The sequence below is a fragment of the Spirochaetia bacterium genome (assembly GCA_022482625.1).
Taxonomy (GTDB): domain Bacteria; phylum Spirochaetota; class Spirochaetia; order Sphaerochaetales; family Sphaerochaetaceae; genus Pleomorphochaeta.
In genome coordinates this window covers 3,076,904-3,094,803 of the sequence record JAKVOU010000001.1, presented here as the reverse complement: position 1 = coordinate 3,094,803, position 17,900 = coordinate 3,076,904, and the positions used below count along the sequence as shown (strand labels likewise).

General features: G+C 42.8%; 17 protein-coding genes. 4 read left to right on the top strand and 13 right to left on the bottom strand.

The window, feature by feature from the left end:
• Position 1: 1 nt before the first annotated feature.
• Positions 2–1,204, bottom strand: a complete 1,203-nt coding sequence (locus LKE40_14045; GenBank protein MCH3918551.1) for an ATP-binding protein — start codon at positions 1,202–1,204, stop codon at positions 2–4.
• 26 nt (positions 1,205–1,230) lie between these two features.
• The gene (locus tag LKE40_14040; GenBank protein MCH3918550.1) at positions 1,231–2,004 is read right to left on the bottom strand and encodes a hypothetical protein; all 774 of its coding nucleotides are present in this window, start codon (positions 2,002–2,004) and stop codon (positions 1,231–1,233) included.
• A 233-nt stretch (positions 2,005–2,237) separates the two neighbouring features.
• On the opposite strand from LKE40_14040, the gene LKE40_14035 reads away from it, so the two are divergent.
• The 3 genes from LKE40_14035 to LKE40_14025 all read left to right on the top strand — a co-directional run bounded on the left by LKE40_14035 (position 2,238) and on the right by LKE40_14025 (position 6,255).
• Positions 2,238–3,047 (top strand): lysophospholipase, encoded by an 810-nt coding sequence (locus tag LKE40_14035; GenBank protein ID MCH3918549.1) that lies wholly within the window; start codon positions 2,238–2,240, stop codon positions 3,045–3,047.
• Between the two features lie 283 nt (positions 3,048–3,330).
• Positions 3,331–4,299 (top strand): SMEK domain-containing protein, encoded by a 969-nt coding sequence (locus tag LKE40_14030; GenBank protein ID MCH3918548.1) that lies wholly within the window; start codon positions 3,331–3,333, stop codon positions 4,297–4,299.
• 207 nt (positions 4,300–4,506) lie between these two features.
• Entirely contained in the window at positions 4,507–6,255 is a 1,749-nt protein-coding gene (locus LKE40_14025; protein ID MCH3918547.1) for a DUF2326 domain-containing protein, read from the top strand.
• Positions 6,256–6,272: 17 nt separating this feature from the next.
• On the opposite strand, the gene mprF is transcribed toward LKE40_14025, so the two are convergent.
• From mprF to LKE40_13980, 9 genes are all read right to left on the bottom strand, one after another.
• Positions 6,273–8,852: a bifunctional lysylphosphatidylglycerol flippase/synthetase MprF gene (gene mprF, locus LKE40_14020; GenBank protein MCH3918546.1), complete on the bottom strand. Its 2,580-nt coding sequence runs from the start codon at positions 8,850–8,852 to the stop codon at positions 6,273–6,275.
• A gap of 139 nt (positions 8,853–8,991) precedes the next feature.
• Positions 8,992–9,741 carry a DUF364 domain-containing protein gene (locus tag LKE40_14015; GenBank protein MCH3918545.1) on the bottom strand — a complete coding sequence of 250 codons (750 nt, stop codon included), beginning with the start codon at positions 9,739–9,741 and terminating at the stop codon, positions 8,992–8,994.
• Positions 9,710–10,438: an ATP-binding cassette domain-containing protein gene (locus LKE40_14010; GenBank protein ID MCH3918544.1), complete on the bottom strand. Its 729-nt coding sequence runs from the start codon at positions 10,436–10,438 to the stop codon at positions 9,710–9,712. The genes LKE40_14015 and LKE40_14010 overlap by 32 nt, the downstream gene beginning before the upstream one ends.
• A complete protein-coding gene (locus LKE40_14005) occupies positions 10,413–11,213 on the bottom strand; it encodes an ABC transporter permease (protein ID MCH3918543.1) in 801 nt (266 codons plus the stop codon). Before LKE40_14005 ends, LKE40_14010 begins: the two co-directional genes overlap by 26 nt.
• 13 nt (positions 11,214–11,226) lie before the next feature.
• Entirely contained in the window at positions 11,227–12,045 is an 819-nt protein-coding gene (gene modA / locus LKE40_14000) for a molybdate ABC transporter substrate-binding protein (protein MCH3918542.1), read from the bottom strand.
• Positions 12,046–12,146: 101 nt separating this feature from the next.
• On the bottom strand, positions 12,147–13,085 hold the full coding sequence (locus tag LKE40_13995) for a molybdopterin-binding protein (protein MCH3918541.1): 939 nt from the start codon (positions 13,083–13,085) through the stop codon (positions 12,147–12,149).
• An 8-nt stretch (positions 13,086–13,093) separates the two neighbouring features.
• Positions 13,094–14,059: a radical SAM protein gene (locus tag LKE40_13990; protein ID MCH3918540.1), complete on the bottom strand. Its 966-nt coding sequence runs from the start codon at positions 14,057–14,059 to the stop codon at positions 13,094–13,096.
• Positions 14,046–14,528 carry a cyclic pyranopterin monophosphate synthase MoaC gene (gene moaC / locus LKE40_13985; GenBank protein MCH3918539.1) on the bottom strand — a complete coding sequence of 161 codons (483 nt, stop codon included), beginning with the start codon at positions 14,526–14,528 and terminating at the stop codon, positions 14,046–14,048. The genes LKE40_13990 and moaC overlap by 14 nt, the downstream gene beginning before the upstream one ends.
• The gene (locus LKE40_13980; GenBank protein MCH3918538.1) at positions 14,529–15,557 is read right to left on the bottom strand and encodes a molybdopterin-binding protein; all 1,029 of its coding nucleotides are present in this window, start codon (positions 15,555–15,557) and stop codon (positions 14,529–14,531) included. It lies immediately after the preceding gene.
• A gap of 248 nt (positions 15,558–15,805) precedes the next feature.
• On the opposite strand from LKE40_13980, the gene LKE40_13975 reads away from it, so the two are divergent.
• The gene (locus LKE40_13975; protein ID MCH3918537.1) at positions 15,806–16,042 is read left to right on the top strand and encodes a 4Fe-4S dicluster domain-containing protein; all 237 of its coding nucleotides are present in this window, start codon (positions 15,806–15,808) and stop codon (positions 16,040–16,042) included.
• 365 nt (positions 16,043–16,407) lie between these two features.
• On the opposite strand, the gene LKE40_13970 is transcribed toward LKE40_13975, so the two are convergent.
• Entirely contained in the window at positions 16,408–17,376 is a 969-nt protein-coding gene (locus tag LKE40_13970; GenBank protein MCH3918536.1) for an SPFH/Band 7/PHB domain protein, read from the bottom strand.
• A complete protein-coding gene (locus LKE40_13965; protein ID MCH3918535.1) occupies positions 17,369–17,800 on the bottom strand; it encodes an NfeD family protein in 432 nt (143 codons plus the stop codon). Before LKE40_13965 ends, LKE40_13970 begins: the two co-directional genes overlap by 8 nt.
• Positions 17,801–17,900 lie beyond the last annotated feature (100 nt).

Below are 17,900 nucleotides of genomic sequence, written 5' to 3'. Positions count from 1 at the left end.
ATTACTGCTCCTGTTTTTCCATCAGACTCCCTAACGTAGCCTGTCTGACCAATAAAGGAATTGACTTACCATTTAGCCTTGATAATGTAAGTATTTGTTCAGCCATGTCGGCATTTATCGGAACAGGTATTTTCCCTTCCTTAACATTGCTACAGAGCTGTTGAGAAAGTTCAATCAACATTTCAGGTGTATACATGGAAGAAGCAAGTCTATTCAGGTCAATCACATCAGCAAATTTATTAAATCTCTCAGAAACCACTTCGTTCTGGATTCGCATCCAAAGAGCTTGATAAGATTTCAATCCCATCTTCTCATCATCAATCAAACTTCGGTCAAATCCAAAGACAAACATAATATTGTTAAAATTATCAATATCATCAACCAATTCCCTGATACTTTCATAGGTATCTTCCCTACGCATCTTTGTGTAGTGCAACAAACCATAATTTGCTTTATCTACAAGCACATCCACATCATCGATTGCAATAAACAACCCTGCATATCCGCTGATTCTTGCCAACTCACATAATGACATCAACATTCTACGTGCATTGAATTTACTAATTCTTACAGGTGAGAAACCAAGAGGCCTCAAAGAAGTAACCCTAAACCCTTTCTGTCCAGTAAGCCATGCAAAAATATGTTCCTTGCTTTCAGGCTCAAGTTTCGGTTGACCAAGGCAATCTCCACACAGCAAAGAACAGGCAATAGCAAAACTATTATCCATCACTGGATTTTCCTTGAACCGCTTCCTGAGCAGATTTCTTATTTCAAGTCTTTCAAGTGCATCATTTCTATTTTCAGAAGCTAAAAAATCAATAAAAGTCTTCCCTGTAGGAATATTTGCCGAATCAAAACCCATTTGGCGAATGATAGCATCCGAGCAACGTATAATAAGATGTTCAAGCCTAGCCTGCCGTAATATTTCAAAGAAAACAAACTTAAAGTCATAAAGCCAGATATCTCTTGCAGAAAAAAAGACAGTCAAGAATCCAGCTTCTTTTGCTTCGGCTGTCGCTTGTCGGAGCATTGATGTTTTTCCGCTTTCTTCCAAGCCTGTTACGAATTTAATCTTACTTCCTCCAGCAGGAATAAATTCATGCAGATACCTTGCATTCCAAAAGTCGACAATCCTGTCACTGCTGTTATTTTGCATAGGGATAATATCGTTACCTACCATTATGATATCCTTTATTCTGTCCACTGCCCTTTATAACTTACAATTCCTTGTCAAGCCACATAAAACCTGATTGTTGCAAAAAATTCTTCTTTGCCATTCGGATTCAATGTCCGTATGCCTTTCTTCACATTGTTTCTGGAAGTTCCCAACTGAAAAGTCCTTCCATCCCGTAACACAATTTGTCCAGCAACTGCAAGCCGTGAAATATCATATGCAAAGTTTTGCTTGGAATAGTCTTTTCTCGATCGAGCCATGGGCACCATGAGTTGATAAATATCCATCAAATACATATCAGTTCCTTCCTTTTGTCCATGAAGAACTAATAATATGTCATACACTTTTGATATTTCAGTGGCAAAACGTACGGCTGCAAAAGAAGCTGACTTAAGTTTATCTTGCATCTTGACGATAGTATTGACAATATATTTAGGACGAATAGTTTTATATTTTTTTCGATCGATACTTATCTGTTGGGTATTCTTATCAACGGCAACAGTAAACGGCAATATCTCAAATACAGGGAAATCACCCTTGATATCAACATTTTTCCTTTCACATTCAGACAACAGCTGCCGTGCAAAATCACCTTCTTCAAGGTATGCAGTACCATCAAAATTGTCAGATAGTTGTTTTAGTTCTTGCAACTGCAATTGTAGTTCCGACAGAGCAGACTGCATTTCCGTCATACTTTTCTCAAAAGAATAAAGATCCCCTTGGGCTAAATCTTTTGCAATTGATTTTTGCTGCTTAAGAGCATTCTTACTGGCAACTGCCAGTTTATTTTCAAGATTCAGATACTGTCCGTAAAATTCTTCATAATTCATGGTGTTTTCCCTTTTTCTTGGAATTCAGTTAATTTTAACATACTTGAGTCACTTAAACAATTCTCAAAACCTGCAATTAAAGCTTTTGCTACAACTAAATTTTATTATAAACTTCTTTTTATGCCATAAAATATTAGCTAAATAGGATAATATAACTTCAGTAAAATCAAGTCTTGCTTTTCACCTTGACTTTGGACCCAAACGTGAGATGATTAAGGACGGAGGTATTGCATATGCAAACAATGATAAGTTCCTTCGACGGTACCAAGCTTTTTCTGAACAGGGAAACGGACCAGAAGGACAAGGCCGTCTGTGTAATCGTACATGGACTGTGTGAGCATCAGGGACGATATGATTATCTGGCAAAGAAATTCCATCAGGCCGGTATCGGTACCTATCGCTTCGACCATAGGGGACATGGACGCAGCGAAGGAGAAAGGACCTACTATGATGACTATATGCAGATGCTTGGTGATGTCAATGTTTTCGTCGATATGGCCATTGCAGAAAATCCAGGAAAACCGGTATTCCTGCTCGGGCATAGCATGGGAGGTTTTGCAGTAGCCCTTTATGGTGCAAAGTATCCGGACAAGAAACTTGCAGGCATCGTTGCCAGCGGCGCCCTTACAGGCGATAACAGACATCTCATCTCTGGAGTGCCACAAGGACAGGATCCCCACACGAAACTTCCCAACCAGCTGGGTGCAGGAGTCTGCTCCGTCAAGGAAGTAGCAGACTGGTACGGAAAGGATCCTTACAACACGATGACATTCACCATCGGACTGTGTTATGCAATCCAAGACGGACTGAAATGGTTTGGACAAGCAGTTTCTTCATTCTCCTTCCCTGTGCTGATGCTTCATGGAGAGAAGGATGGATTGGTCGATCCCAAGGATACGTTCGAGTTCTTTGCACATGCAGCTTCAAAAGACAAGCAGATGAAAATCTACGGAGGCTTGTTCCATGAAATCTTCAATGAGTATTGCCATGACGAAACCATAGGTGATGCCATTGCATGGATCAAGAACAGAATACATAGTTGAACTTATTGGTCCAACAAAAAGTGAAATATAATCCACCACCCCGCAATATGGGTGGTGCGTTTTTCTAGAAAAGATAGGAATATTGATGGACAATCAGTATACTCCATTATCCTCTTCCGATTATCTCTCTTGACAAGGAAAAAACTCATCTCAAAAAAAACAGGAAACAGACATTGCTATAAAACTGTATAGAACAGTAAATCAAAATAGACAAACAAATAATAATTACTATAAGAAATGTCAACTTCATGTTATACTGAACATGTTGGTAAGGAATATTGAGATGGATAGATTATTTTATTTTAACTATATCACAGAAAAATTAAGTTCTCTCGCATATGAAATAGAAATACGTGGTAAAATTAATTGTACTGACATCCATATCTTATCTGAATCTTTTTTTGCTGATATGTTCAATCTGATTTTTCAATACAAATTGAAAAATATCAATACTGAAAAACAAAACATGACATCAATTGACCTTATCGATAGAGAAAATAAAATAGTAGTACAGGTATCTGCTCAAAACAGCAAGGAAAAACTAGCGACAGCACTGATAAAAGACAATCTTAAAAATTACAGAGCATACAGATTTATGTTTATCTGTATTTCAAAAGATGCTTCAAGATTAAAAGATATTTCTTTCTCTAATCCAAATGAAATGGATTTTGATCCTTATCAGGATATTTATGATATTCCATCCTTGCTACGCCAGATCCAAGTTATGTCAGCTCCAAAACAAAGGAAAATTTATCTGTTTCTGAAAAAAGAATTCGAATCAGACATATCAATAGAAAAAGTAGACAGCGACCTGTCTTGTATTATCAATATCCTTGCAGAAGCGGACTTGAGTGATAATATTGATAAACCAGAGCCTAATCAATATGAAATTCAACGGAAAATAGATTTCAACAATCTGAATGATATACCAGAAATACCTTTGTACAAGGATTTTTATGGCCGTTTGGATGAAAAATATCGGGAATGTGATAAACTGGGAATAAATAAACGTTTGGCAGTGTACCATATGCTATCAAAACTTTACCACCGACTCGTACATGAACAGAAAAAAGAGTATGATATTTTTTATGCAATTATTAACCATGCAGAGCAAATAATTCAAAAAAGTAATAATTACATTCCCTTGCCATTGGAAGAACTTGATTTATGTGTATCTATCGTGGTAGTAGATGCCTTTATCCGCTGCAAAATTTTTAAGAATCCGGAGCATTATAACTATGCTGTTACCTGACAACATCCAACCAGAATTTACATTATATTATATCGGTGGGCTTATTCTCAAATATCTCAAAAAAAACAATACCATTCCGCTTGTTGATTTGTTTCAAATGCTCAAGGAAAAAAATTCAACTATAAGTTTCTCCAGTTATTTGCTAAGTCTTGATTGGCTGTTTCTACTTAATATCGCAGAAGTCAAAGACAATGGAAGGGTAATCTTATGTTCATAAAATCATTGGAAATATATACTGGAAATCAAATAATTCGTTCTATCCGTTTCCATGCTGGTCTCAATTTGATTATTGATACGACTTCTGCCATTGAAACCAAAAAAACAGGTAATAATGTTGGCAAAACGACAGTCATTGAACTTGTTGATTTTTGCTTTGGTGCAAAGCCTGGGATTTTATACAAAGATAAAGAAAACGAAAAAGATGAATATGAACTTGTCAAAAATTTTCTTATTGCACATGATATCCATATCAAAGCAACGTTTGCTGACAATTTGCATGCCGAGAATGCTCAAACAGTTACTATTGAACGTAATTTTCTTAACCGCCCTGCTGCCATCAGAAAAATAAACGGAAAACAAATCTCCCTCAAGGACTTTGACACAACACTTATTCATTGCTTTTATCCTGACTTGCAAAATAAAAAACCGACTTTTAGGCAACTTGTTTCGCATAATCTTCGTTACCGAGAAGAAAACCTTGAAAAAACAATCAAGACATTGGATAAATATACGACCCTTGAAGAATATGAAACACTCTACGTCTATTTGCTTGGTTGCCCGTTTCAAGGAAGTGAACAAAAACAGAATCTTATTGAAAAATTGAAAGAAGACTTGAATTATCTCAACAGACTTACCAAAACAAAATCCAAAGCCGCTTACAAAATCGGCCTAACTTTAATAACCCAAGATATTGACAAGTTGAATAAAAGAAAAGAATCACTTGATATTGATGCGAAGTTCAAAAATCATGTAATGCAACTTGACAATATAAAATATGCTATTAATAAAACATCTTCCATACAGAGTCGATTAAAAATGCGAAAGCAACTTATAGAAGAAGCTGTTGCAGAGTTAAGCAAACAAATATCGAATATCAATCTTAAACAGTTGAAAGACCTGTACACCGAAGCTTCGAATAATGTTGCAGGCATACAAAAAACCTTTGATGATTTGGTTGAATATCATAACAAAATGATTCAGCAAAAAGTAAAGTATATTTCATCTGATTTATCCGATATTATCAAGCAGATTGAAAGCAATGATGAAAAACTGAATGTCCTCCTTATCCAAGAAAAGGAATTAAGCATTACTATCAAAAAACATGAAACATTCGATACACTTGAACAGATAATTGAAGAGCTTAATGAAAATTATCGGATAAAAGGTGAATATGAAGGCATACTTGATCAGATTGAAACGACTGAGAAATCCATTGCAAATGAAAAAGGACAATTACAAAAAATAAATGATCCACTTTTTTCACAGGATTTCGATACAAGACTACAAAAAAAAATAGACACCTTCAACACATTTTTTTCCACCATTTCCAAAACATTGTATGGTGAATTATACTATCTCACGAAAGAAATTGTAACAGACAAAAAAACTGGAAAGCTATATGAATTCAAATCTTTCAATGCAAATATGAGTTCAGGTAAAAAACAGGGAGAAATACTTTGTTTTGATTTAGCTTATATTTTATTTGCAAGGAAAGAACACATTCCATGCATGGAATTCCTAATGAATGACAAAAAAGAACTACTCCATAATAATCAACTGCAGAAAGTCGCAGATTTTGTCATGGAAAACAATATCCAGCTCATACTGCCTATGCTCAGAGACAAAGTACCTGAAGGTCTACTGAGACCAGATACTGTAGTTCTTGAATTATCCCAAGACAGCAAATTGTTTAGAATTGAAGAAACTGAACACAAACAGGCCACAGGAAGGATATAGTTGATTAAACATATCCTCTAAAAGTGTCCCACAGCCCCAGCTTGGGGTTTGCCTTTTCCTACCAGCTGGGCAATTTCCATAGCCACAACAGGAAGAGTTGCGGTATTAACCGCAGGAGGCACTGCAAGATAAGCAGGTTGCCATTCTGGTCTGAATTTGTTCTTGAAGGCCCTGAGTCCCTGAAAATTATAGCTGCCTTCTCCCCGTTGGAAAAGAAAATTGACCCCCTTGTTCCAAAGAGGGGCTCCTTCCCTGGCATCAAGACCTGACAAAGGTGCCATACCGAGGTCAAAACGTGCATATCCCTGTTGTTTTCCCCATAGCATGCACTCGATAAAAAGGTATTCCATGATTCCATTGGAAACATGTTGCCTATATCGCATCAGATCCACCGAAAGCTCTTTTCCGTCACCACTGGCCCAAAGATTGGCAAATGCTACGATCTGCCCTCCTTGCTCGACAATTGCACATGGAAAATGCTTCAGATAGGTTTCGTCAAAAAATCCAAGGGAGAAACCTTTTTCCGTAAGGTGTCTGGCGGCAATCCAATCATCGGAAACAGCCTTCAGTTCCTCAAGTCTTTCTGAAACCTCATTCTTGGCAAGTATGGAAAATGTATACTGTTCCCTGATCATTTTGTTCCGAGGCGGCCTGAGGCTCTTGCCGGCAGCACCTTCAAGAGTAAAGTCTCCCAAGTTGACTACGGCATCTTCTCCTATCTTGAAGATATGAAGTCCAAGTTCAATGAACAAAGGGAGATTTTCAGAAGAAACCTCATACCAAACCAATCGGACACCTTCACGATGAGCCATTTCATGGAATGACCAAAGCATGCCGGGAAAAGCATCACGGTTTCCGACAGGATCCCCCATTATGACCAGCATATTGTTGATCTTCCCATACATGATGAAAGACGTATTGTCTTCAGAAAAGAAAAAATACTTGTCACCGAGCAGTGCTAGATTTGCCGAGGCGCAGGAAGCATGTTTCAATATGTCATCGACCTTTTCCCGACAACTTTCATAAGTCCGGTAGGGTAACTTTGCAACCGAGGTAAGCAACATCCTCAGCGCAACGGCTGCAGCAGCAACACTTACACCAAGGCCAGCCCTCAAAGAACGGGGAGCATCTTTTCGGAAAGCAAATTCCCACCACAATTCTCCCGAATACTGCACATGTTTATAAGAAAAAATACCAAGCCATACAGCTACGAACAACACGGTTCCAACCGCGGCAAGCCATGGAACTCCCGTCCCGGGAGACAGCAAGGCAGCATGACGATAAAAAAGACGACGAGAAGGAAGCATCAGCAAGAATACACAGGAAAGAATAATTGCCTCTTCCCAATCAAATCCCTTCAGCAATGAAAAGGCAGCACCAAGTCCAAGCAAGGCAAGCGTCATATAATAAGCTCCGTCTATTCGTCGTCTCAAGGCATCAGCTACGACCAGCAATGCCAATCCGGTAATGCTTGCCGCGAAATGGGAAACTTCCAGCAATTGCAGAGGAATAAAAAGATTAAGCAATTCCAAGCGTGACTTAACTGAAGGAGTTGCCACTGAAAAAAGAAGCACGGCTCCGCAGAAAAAGACGAAAAGAGACAATATCATAGGAATCAAAGGTGCCATGGTCTTGGCTCTTTGCAGTGCATCAGAAGCAATATGCTTACGCAGGGAATATCCCTCATGCAACACAAACCCAAGGAGCCCTACCAGCAACGGACCAAAATAATAGATACCACGGTAGGCAATGAGCGTACCAAACAGTACATCAGAAGAAATGGTAGGAGAAAGGGCAAGCATAATCATTGACTCAAAGACACCCAAACCGCCAGGTACATGGCTTACGGCTCCGATCAACTGAGCTATCACAAAGATACCGACACATGCCAGAAAGGAAGGTTTCCCTGAAGGAAGCAACACATAGAATACTGCAGAGGCAAGAAACCAATCAGCAGAAGAAACAAAAACCTGCCGCAGGGAAATTGCAGGAGAAGGCAACCGGACTGAAAAAGAGCGGATATGCAATTCTTTCTTCATCTTGAAAGAAAGCACAATATAACAGGCTACTGCAACCAACAGCAGCAGACCGATTACCTGTGAAAACGCACCTAATTTTGATAAGGCTGGAATTGATCTGGGCGTCAGAAGGAGGGAACTGCCTCCCATTACTGCCAAACCGATCCAAAACGTCGATACACAGAATGCAACTATACGGGCAATATCCTTGCCATCCAAGCCCCAAAGAGAGTAAAAGCGATACCTCATCGTACTGGAGCCAAACAAGGAAAGTCCTATGTTGTAACTGAATACATAGCTCATGAAAGAGGTAAAACCCACCTCTTTATATGGGAGTTTCTTTCCTATGTGACGAAGCGCAAGCACATCATAACCCGTCAATACGAAATAGTTGCAGGCTGTCAAAACTATTGCAATTGCAATAGTCCTCCTTGGGTAGTTTTTCAGATAGCGGACCAAATCATGATAGTGATAATTCCTGAGTGTAGCAAACAACAAGTACAATGCAACGGCCAAAACCGCCAGAATGCATAAGGATTTTATCTTCTTCCATGATTTCCCCGACCACCAATTGCCCATGTTTCTCTCCTGCAGCTCTTTGTTCCATCATATCATGGTTTGCATGTATGGTAGGATCTTGGTTGCATTCTAGCAAAAAACAAAGCTACAGGCAATTATATATCCCTCAGTACCGTGCTCTCAAGGAAACAGGCACTGCTCAGCAGGAACAGAAACACCAGCGTTCGAGCCCCATGAGATAAGCTGCTCCGGAAAGTGTCGTACCGAAGAAAATAACCTTCTTGCCAAGATCGATATAATCAACGATAGTACCATTCGCAAGCGTACTGCCGGTACAGAGAATCAAATCAGCCCAACAGATTGCATCTTTCATCGCTTTTCCGCCATCCTCAATCAAAATGCCACTGCGTCTGCTTCCGATTGTATCAGGATTAAGGTCAAGCACCCTAAGCGAAAAACGTGCTCCAAGGCGCTGGACCAGAGCAGGTTGGAATCCTACCTGGAGAATCCGAGGATGCCCAAAGGTTTCCATGATCTGGTCTTCCATTTGCCTTGCACATTCCTCAGGCTCACTGTCCTTGCAATGTACAGTCCCTTCAATGAGATGAAGTGACCTCAATACTGCATTCATTGACGCGATGAACAAGCCTCGGTCATGCTCATTGCCAACAAGGTCCAGTGTCAGTATATCAGCAACAGTTCCCGTAAACTTGGAAGGTGCATCGGTAAATGCCTGTCCTCTGGCACCATTGCAGGTAGCTTCGATCATCTGTTCCTTTCCTGTCAGGATAGGATAATCAGTCCGCCCTGGATGTCCTATGGCCTCTTCAGGTGTCAAAGCCCTTGCATGAATTTCAATATGTTCGGCAGATAGGCCATGTTCATATACGACACTGGCAAACCGACGGGATAACTCATCATAGAACTGTTTTATTTTCAAGTCGTTCATACACATCCTCCTTTCTCATTTCAGCCAAGGCCTCACGTCCGACCGGTGACGACAACGTGTGTCCTTGCATAAACACCATGCAATCTGCAAAATATCTTGCTTCTTCAAAATCATGGGTAACATGGATAATAGTCTTGCCCAGTTTTTGATGAAGCTGCTTCAATAGAGACTTTACGTGTTCTTTCGTCACACAGTCAAGGGCACTGAGAGGTTCATCAAGCAAAAGGAGTTCAGGATCCAAGACCAAAGCACGGGCCAAGGCAACACGTTGGCGCTCTCCTCCGCTCAATGTCTCTGGCTTGGATGAAGCCAAATCAGTGAGAGAAAGCTGTTCTAGCATTTCTTGGACCTTGTGTTTTTTTTCAATATGGTTGCCTGACGCAAAACGAAGGGGAAAGGCAATGTTCTGGGCCACAGTCAAGAAAGGAAACAAGGCATAATCCTGATAGACCAATCCGATGTGTCTTTTCTCAGGAGGCAAGATAGCTAGGTTTTCCTTGTCCCAATACAGGACTCCTCCGGTAACAGGATAACGCCCGGCAAGAGTTTCAAGAAAGACTGTCTTTCCTGCGCCACTGGAACCAAGGATCACACAATATGCCCCATCCTCAAGCTTCAGATTTACATGAGACAGGTAAAAAGAGCCGGCACGGCAGGAAAGATCTGCAACTTCAAGCATCTGCCCATCCTTTTTCATGTTTCGGCATGAACAGGCCAAGCAAGGCTATGCAGCACACTGAGACAAGAATCAATATGACAGAAACAGCCAACGCAATATCCAGGTCCCCGGTCGACATATTGAGGAATATGGTAGTCGGCAGGATTTCCGTCTTCATCCTTGTCGTACCTGCAATCATAATCACTGCACCGAATTCTCCCAAGGCACGTGACCATGTCATGACAGCCGTCGAAACAAGCGTACAGCGAGAAAGCGGCAGCATGACATGGGAAAAAGCTTGGAAATGTGAACATCCCAATGTCCTGGCTATGAATTCGAGTCGACCACCGACTTCTTCATATCCTGTATACATCATGATAATCGCATAAGAAAGATTGACGAATACAAGAGCCAGGACCACACCAGAGGTCGTAAAGACAAAATCAATGCCGAACGTGGAAAAAAGCCAATCACCGATGCCGTTCCTTCCATAAAGGAGCAAAAGCGCTACACCTGAAACCAAATGCGGCAAAGCCATCGGAAGTGATAAAACGGAAGAAACTATCCGCTTCCCTACCGGTCCAAGCAAATGCAAGGCATAGCCCGCGCAGACAGCAACAGCCATACAGACTATAGCAGCAAGGGTCGTCGTCCACATACTCAGCAGAAGGGAAAATCTTACTTCATCCGAAGCCATGGCACTTCCGACACCCCTCCAGCCTTCCACGACCAGCAAAAGCAATGGAATTGCAAGGAAGAGGAAGACCAGCACAAGGGAAAAAATCAACAAAAAGGTAAAGAATCTGTTCGACATGACGTATGGCTCGTCAGTTGGCCGGATCAAACCCGTGTTTCTGGAATATGGCTTTGCCTGCATCTGAGCTTATATACTTGGCAAAAGCTTCGGCTTCCTCAGGATGCTTGCTCATCGTCAATGTCCCGACAGGAATAATCTGGTCTATGTTCTGGTCAGCAGGAATCTGGATCATTTCCAGTTTGGAATTTCCCGCAATGCTGTCTTTGGTAACAATTCCCGCATCAGCTTCTCCCATGGCAAGCTGTGTCACGATTTCATTTACCGTTGCCGTACGGGAAACAGTATTGTCATCGATGCCAGTAAGGCCATTCTTCTTGATTATCTGCTCAGCCGACAGTCCGATGGCATTTGCCTTGGCATCACCAAGGATAACCTTGACACCCGGTTTGGCCAAATCAGCAAGACCTGTTATATGCTTCGGATTTCCGGCAGGAACAGCAATACAAGGCGTATGATGGGCAACAAGCAACGGCTTGTCAGCATAACCCTTCTGTACGGCAGCATCATATACTTTCTCGGACCCGACAATAAACACGTCTCCCTTACCGGAAAGTGCAATCTGTGAAATGAGCTGGGCAGATCCTGCATACACATACTGTATGTCTACATCATGTGTTTTCTCATAGGTTGTCTTGATTTCTTCCATTGCCTTCTTGAGTCCAGCTCCAGAATAAACCAATAGTTGTGTTTTCTCTACGGGTTGTGTCGCTTGCACTGATTCCGTCTGTTGTACAGGCTGTGCCTGCTGTTCCGGTACTGCCTGTGCAAAGACAGCCTCCAGTGAGAGCATCATAGCACCCAACATCACAAATAATACATGTTTTTTCATCATAATCCTCCAGACAATATAATAAATACCATTATATTTTATAAAGAATAATGGATGACTTCAATACATATTCTAAGAAATTGCAAGTCAAGACATCATGGTCAATCAGTTCTATCCGCGGCGCAGTCTTCTACGGTACCTTGCAGGATTGCAAGGCCATGGGCCAAAGGTTCAAGAACCGCCTCAAGGCATTCAGCTGCCCCACGAGGACTTCCTGGAAGGTTGATGATCAGTGTCTGTTTCCGCGTCGCACAGACTGCCCTGCTGAGTGATGCCCTTGAAGTCTTTGCAAAGCTTTTCCATCGCATGAGTTCTGCAAGTCCTGGTACCAATCGGTCAGCTACATCCTCGGTAGCTTCAGGAGTGACGTCACGGAAAGAAAGTCCTGTTCCTCCCGTCGTCAGAATTACATCAGACTGGAAACCATCACAGATCGAAGCCATCTTCTCAGCCAGCATCTTCCGTTCATCAGGCAACAAAATGGTCATAACGGTCTCATAACCATGGTCATTGACCATCTGTTTCAACAATGGGGTACTTTCGTCTATACGTTTCCCTTCATAGCCTTTGTCCGAAGCACAGATGATGGCAACACGAGGATTTGTATATGCTTTCAGTTCCATCCTCGGAGTAATCTCACCCCCATGGAGAACCCGGGCAAAGACACCCTGGGTCGGCATGATACATTTGCCGGTCCGCTGCTTTATGGTACACCCGTCATGACATTTCTTGCCGATCTGCGTCAATCGCAGGACTACATCTCCTGAAACAAAGACAGTACCGATGGGAAAAAGCGGGAAATCCATTCCTGCCACCAGCAGGTTTTCTCCGAACTCACCCTGCTTGACCTTGATCCCCGTTGCTGTAACAAAAGCCTGAACAGCCTCAGAGGAAAGCAAACTTACCTGCCTATGCCACTTTCCTGCATGGGCATCACCTTCGATACCCCATCCTTCCTTGAACAGACAGGCTTGTTTCGGTTGTTTCGGCGTACCTTTCATACTGCTGGTACATACTGCTTCTATCGTTCCTATTTTCATGATTATCCTTACCCTCCGAATGTTGACAGAGGTTCTTCTGCCATATCCTTTCGCCCTGCTCCATGCCGTGCAGGTTTTTTCGCTACGAATTCCCTGATCCTTTTTTCGATATCCACCTGAGGCAAGCCTTGCGTTACCAATGCCTGGACATCCAGATACTTGTTGCTATACAGGCAACTTTTCAGTCTGCCGCGTGCAGTAAGCCTCAGTCTATTGCATCGGTCACAGAAGCAATCTGATATAGCTGTAATGAATCCGACAGAAACTCCGGCATAATTCCTGTATATGGCAGGTCCGCAACCGGAAATCATACCCTCTGGAATAAGCTGTCCGCCTCCGAACCTGTCCTCAAGGAATTGCTGCAGCAGCGGGAAAGATGCACCCGTACATCGAGCTCCGTTACCAAAAGGCATAAGTTCTATGAAACGGACAGGAACCTTGTATGCTGCAGCCACTTCCATCAGCTGGACAGCCTGCCGCTCAAAGCAGGACGCCAAGGGCACACAGTTGAGTTTGACAAGCAATCCGGCATCCAGGGCAGCCTGAAGGCCATCAAGTACGGCCCTGACATGGAAGCCTCCTGTAAGAGATTCATACAGGCTGTCCTCCGTAGCATCCAGGCTGATGTTTATGCTGTCCAATCCAGCTTTTTTCAAATCCATTGCATAGCGGCAAAGATATTCACCGTTCGTCGTCATTGAAAGACGGTCAAAGCCTATATCAGCCAGACGGGAAGTCAAGGTAACGATATCGGATCTCACCGTCGGTTCACCGCCGGTGATACGAAGAACCTTGATTCCCATTGAATAAAATATCGAACAGAGATCCACCATCTGGTCTGTACTCAATCCAACATGAGCAGCAGCAGGACCACAATAGACACATCGATAGTTGCAGGCATCGGTCACAGAAAGACGGAGATACGTATGCAATCTCCCGAAATCATCTGCAACTCCCTTTTCAGGCCCGTTCATAACGACCACTTTTGCCTCCGTCCTTATACAGCAGGCGAACGGATTCCATATGCATCGAACGATCAAGGGCCTTGCAGAAATCATATATCGTAAGCAACGTAACGCTGACCCCTGTAAGGGCCTCCATCTCAACACCTGTCTTTCCCGTAGAAGTTACCGTACATTTTGCTTCGACGGCCATTTCATCTTCCAACAGGCAAAGATCAACTTTTGATGAAGTCAAAAGAAGCGTATGGCAAAGAGGAATAAGGAAAGAAGTCTGCTTCGTCGCCATGATCCCGGCAATACGGGCCGCAGCCAGGACATCTCCCTTCGGGACCGTCCCGCCTTTGATGGAGGCAAATGCAAGAGCATTCATAAAAATCTTTCCTGCTGCAATGGCAGTACGTACTGTCTCAGCTTTGGCAGAAACGTTGACCATCAACGCCTTACCTTCTGCGTCCAGATGCGTCATTTCCTTCGTTTCCATCTATATTCCTCCGTGCCCGAAACCACAATTCGGGAATGTGCAGACCGGACACTGCAGACAAAGTCCTCCGTTGCCAAGTGCGGCTATATCAGAGGCCGCAATGGGAATTTTTGCCAACACACGCGGAAGCATGAGATCAAAGACTGTCCTTTTCGCATACATGACACATCCAGGCAAACCCAAAACCGGGACACCATCAAGATACGACACCAAGAACATTGCTCCAGGCAAGACAGGTGCCCCATAGCTGATGACAGTCGCTCCGCTGTCCTTGATTGCCTTAGGAGTCCTGTCATCCGGGTCAACGCTCATGCCACCGGTACACAGTACCATCTGTGAACCTTCCGACACAGCATCCTTGATGCAGGAAGTAATATAGGGGCCATTGTCTCCGGTAAGAATCTTTTTGCTGACTTGGACTCCGAATGCTTTCAGTTTGGCAGTCACTACAGGTGAAAACGTATCCTTTATCAAGCCTTTTTTCACTTCATTCCCTGTGACTATAAGCGTACAGTCACGGATGGTATATGGTACAAGTTCAAGCAGGGGGTCGGACACCGTTGCAATTGCAGAGACTGCATCCATCTTCTTTGCATCAATGACAAGCGGTATGATTCTCATACCGGCAAGTTTGTCCCCTTTGTGGACCATGGAATAATTCGGACGGGTTGCAATCATGATATCGACCAGGCTGTTGATTTCATAAAGTCTTTTGGTATCGATTTTCAGTACACCGTCTGTCATAGCCGTCAGTTCAATTTTTCCTTCCTTTACTTCGCTACGTTCCATGTAACGGTTCTTTGTAGCTTGGCAAAGTATCTCAGCCGCTTCATTTTCATGAAGCATTCCTTCCTGCTTTTCCCAGACATACAGGTTTTCCTTACCCATTGAAAGTAAAACAGGAATATCTTCTTTCTGGACAATATGTCCCTTTCGGAATCTTGCATCCTTTGTTTTTCCTACGATGATCTGTGTCATATCATGGCAAAGGACATGTCCTACGGCATCTTCGGTCCTGATCAGTTTCATTGTATTTTCCTCTTGATTTTGTCTGAACCATTATAGTATCAGAACTATAATGAGTATATGGATTTCCGTTTATTTATGTCAACAAAACACTAGAAGCTTCAATGGTAAGAAACACAGTCCGGTAACATAGTCACCGAGTCTTTTCCATCTTCCATCTATACTGTCTGAAAATTCACTATCAAGGCAAGGTACTGCAATACTGTTGTCCGAAAGGACATATTTCTGCAGGCACCGAAGGATATCATATCATGTTCAGCTTATTCAAAAAAAAAGACCCCATTGACAGATCTTCCTATATTCTTACAATCAACAAATCCCGTTGCCCGGAAAGCCATAGATGCCCGGCAGTACATGTCTGTCCGGTCGGGGCACTTACCCAGAGTGGCAACCACGCACCGCGGGTAAATCTTTCAAAATGTGTCAAATGTGGCAAATGTACACATCACTGTGCCTTCCGCGCAATCAAGCTCGTCCCGAAAAAATAAACTACAGAACAGGAATCCTATAATATGACAAGATAACAGCTATGTCCCCAATGACCATAGCTGCTTCATATGCAGTAGGGCAAAAGTATATGTCAGGCAATCATTGCACAGTGACAGGATTCAGACAAAAAACATAGACGGGACAGATTTTTCTTCAATACAAAGAACAATCTCAATGACCTTTCTGTTTCTTCTTCCTACTCCTGAGCAGATAATTCCACATCTCCTTGTCCTGGCGCTTCATTAAATATGTACAAATTTACGGACGGAAACATTCGCTTTGCGTTCAACCTGCAGGATGCAAAAGCACCTTTCGAAATCTCTTTCCTAAGCAACGGCTATGTACCTTGCAGGACACTCTGCACTCAACTCAACGGCGCACCGGGACCTGCTCCCTTGAACAATTCCTTGATACCTCCGATGGAGCTAAGGACTCCACTGGCTTCATACGGCATATACACCAGTTTCGCATCCTTACCCTCGGCCATCTGTCTGAAAGCTTCGATATATTTGATTGCCACAAGATAGTCGATGTAATTCTTTTCACTCCCCAGCGCATCCTTGACACATTCAATGGAGCGGGCTTCGCCCTCAGCTCGGAGAATTGCTGCTTGTTTGGCACCTTCCGCCTGGTTGATCTCAGAAGCCTTCACGCCTTCCGCTTTCAATATGGCCGCCTGTTTTTCACCTTCGGCAGTAAGCACCATCGCCCGCTTCTCTCGCTCGGCACTCATCTGTTTTTCCATCTGTACCCGGATATTATCAGGTGGAATGATGTCTTGCAATTCCACTCTGTTGACTTTGATACCCCACTTGTCAGTCGCTTCATCGAGTATCGTCTGGAGTTTGCTGTTGATTGTATCACGGCTTGTCAATGTCTGGTCAAGTTCAAGTTCACCGATGACATTTCGCAGGGTAGTCTGTGTCATCTTCTTGATTGCAATAGGATAGTTCACAATCTCATAGACAGACTTCTCAGGTTCTACAACCTGAAAGTAAATCACGGCATCAATCTCAACTGTTACATTATCACTCGTAATGACGTTCTGTTTGGGATAGTCAAACACCTGCTCCCTGAGATCAATGAACCTAGACTTAGTAACGGATAAATCCTTTGTGCTCTCATCATCCATAGTATTGGAGGTAATGAGTTCCGGTACCATCCTGACCTTATCCAAAAAGGGTACGATGACATTGATGCCGCTAGTCAAGGTACGATGGAATTTTCCAAGACGTTCGATAATCATTGCGCGGGATTCCGGGACAATCCTGATTCCCATGATAAGGAACAGGAAGACAATGAAACAGATAAGGCCTAAGACAATGCTACTCATGGTTGCTATCCTTCTCTACGATGACCTTGATCCGGTCAAAGCCGACGATGATGAGCCTTTCCCCTTTGGGGATACTCCCTTCCCTTGTCCGTACCTGCCATACGGTCCCATCAATCCTTAGGGTCCCATGCAGAGGTGTAATATCTTCTGCTGCAACAGTCTTCATGCCGACTAAGGCCGCACTGCCGAACTTTTCCCCAGCCTTGTTACCATGATAAAGCACCGGTCGGAGAAATACAAAGAACAAAACAACCGCACTGATAAAACAAACCATCTGAATAGGCACCGAAAAACCAAGAAGTGCACAAAAGAATGCAACAAAAGCCCCAAAGGAAACTGACAATGCAAAGAACATGGGAGTCAATAGTTCAATGATGACAAAAACAAGACCAGCGACAAGCCAGATGATTGCATTCAGATCCATAGCCCCTCCCGATTTATATTCTGTCGATATATGGAGTGTACCCCCGAACTCCCCATATGTCCAACACATAATCCTTCTTGCCACAGACAAGGGATATCAG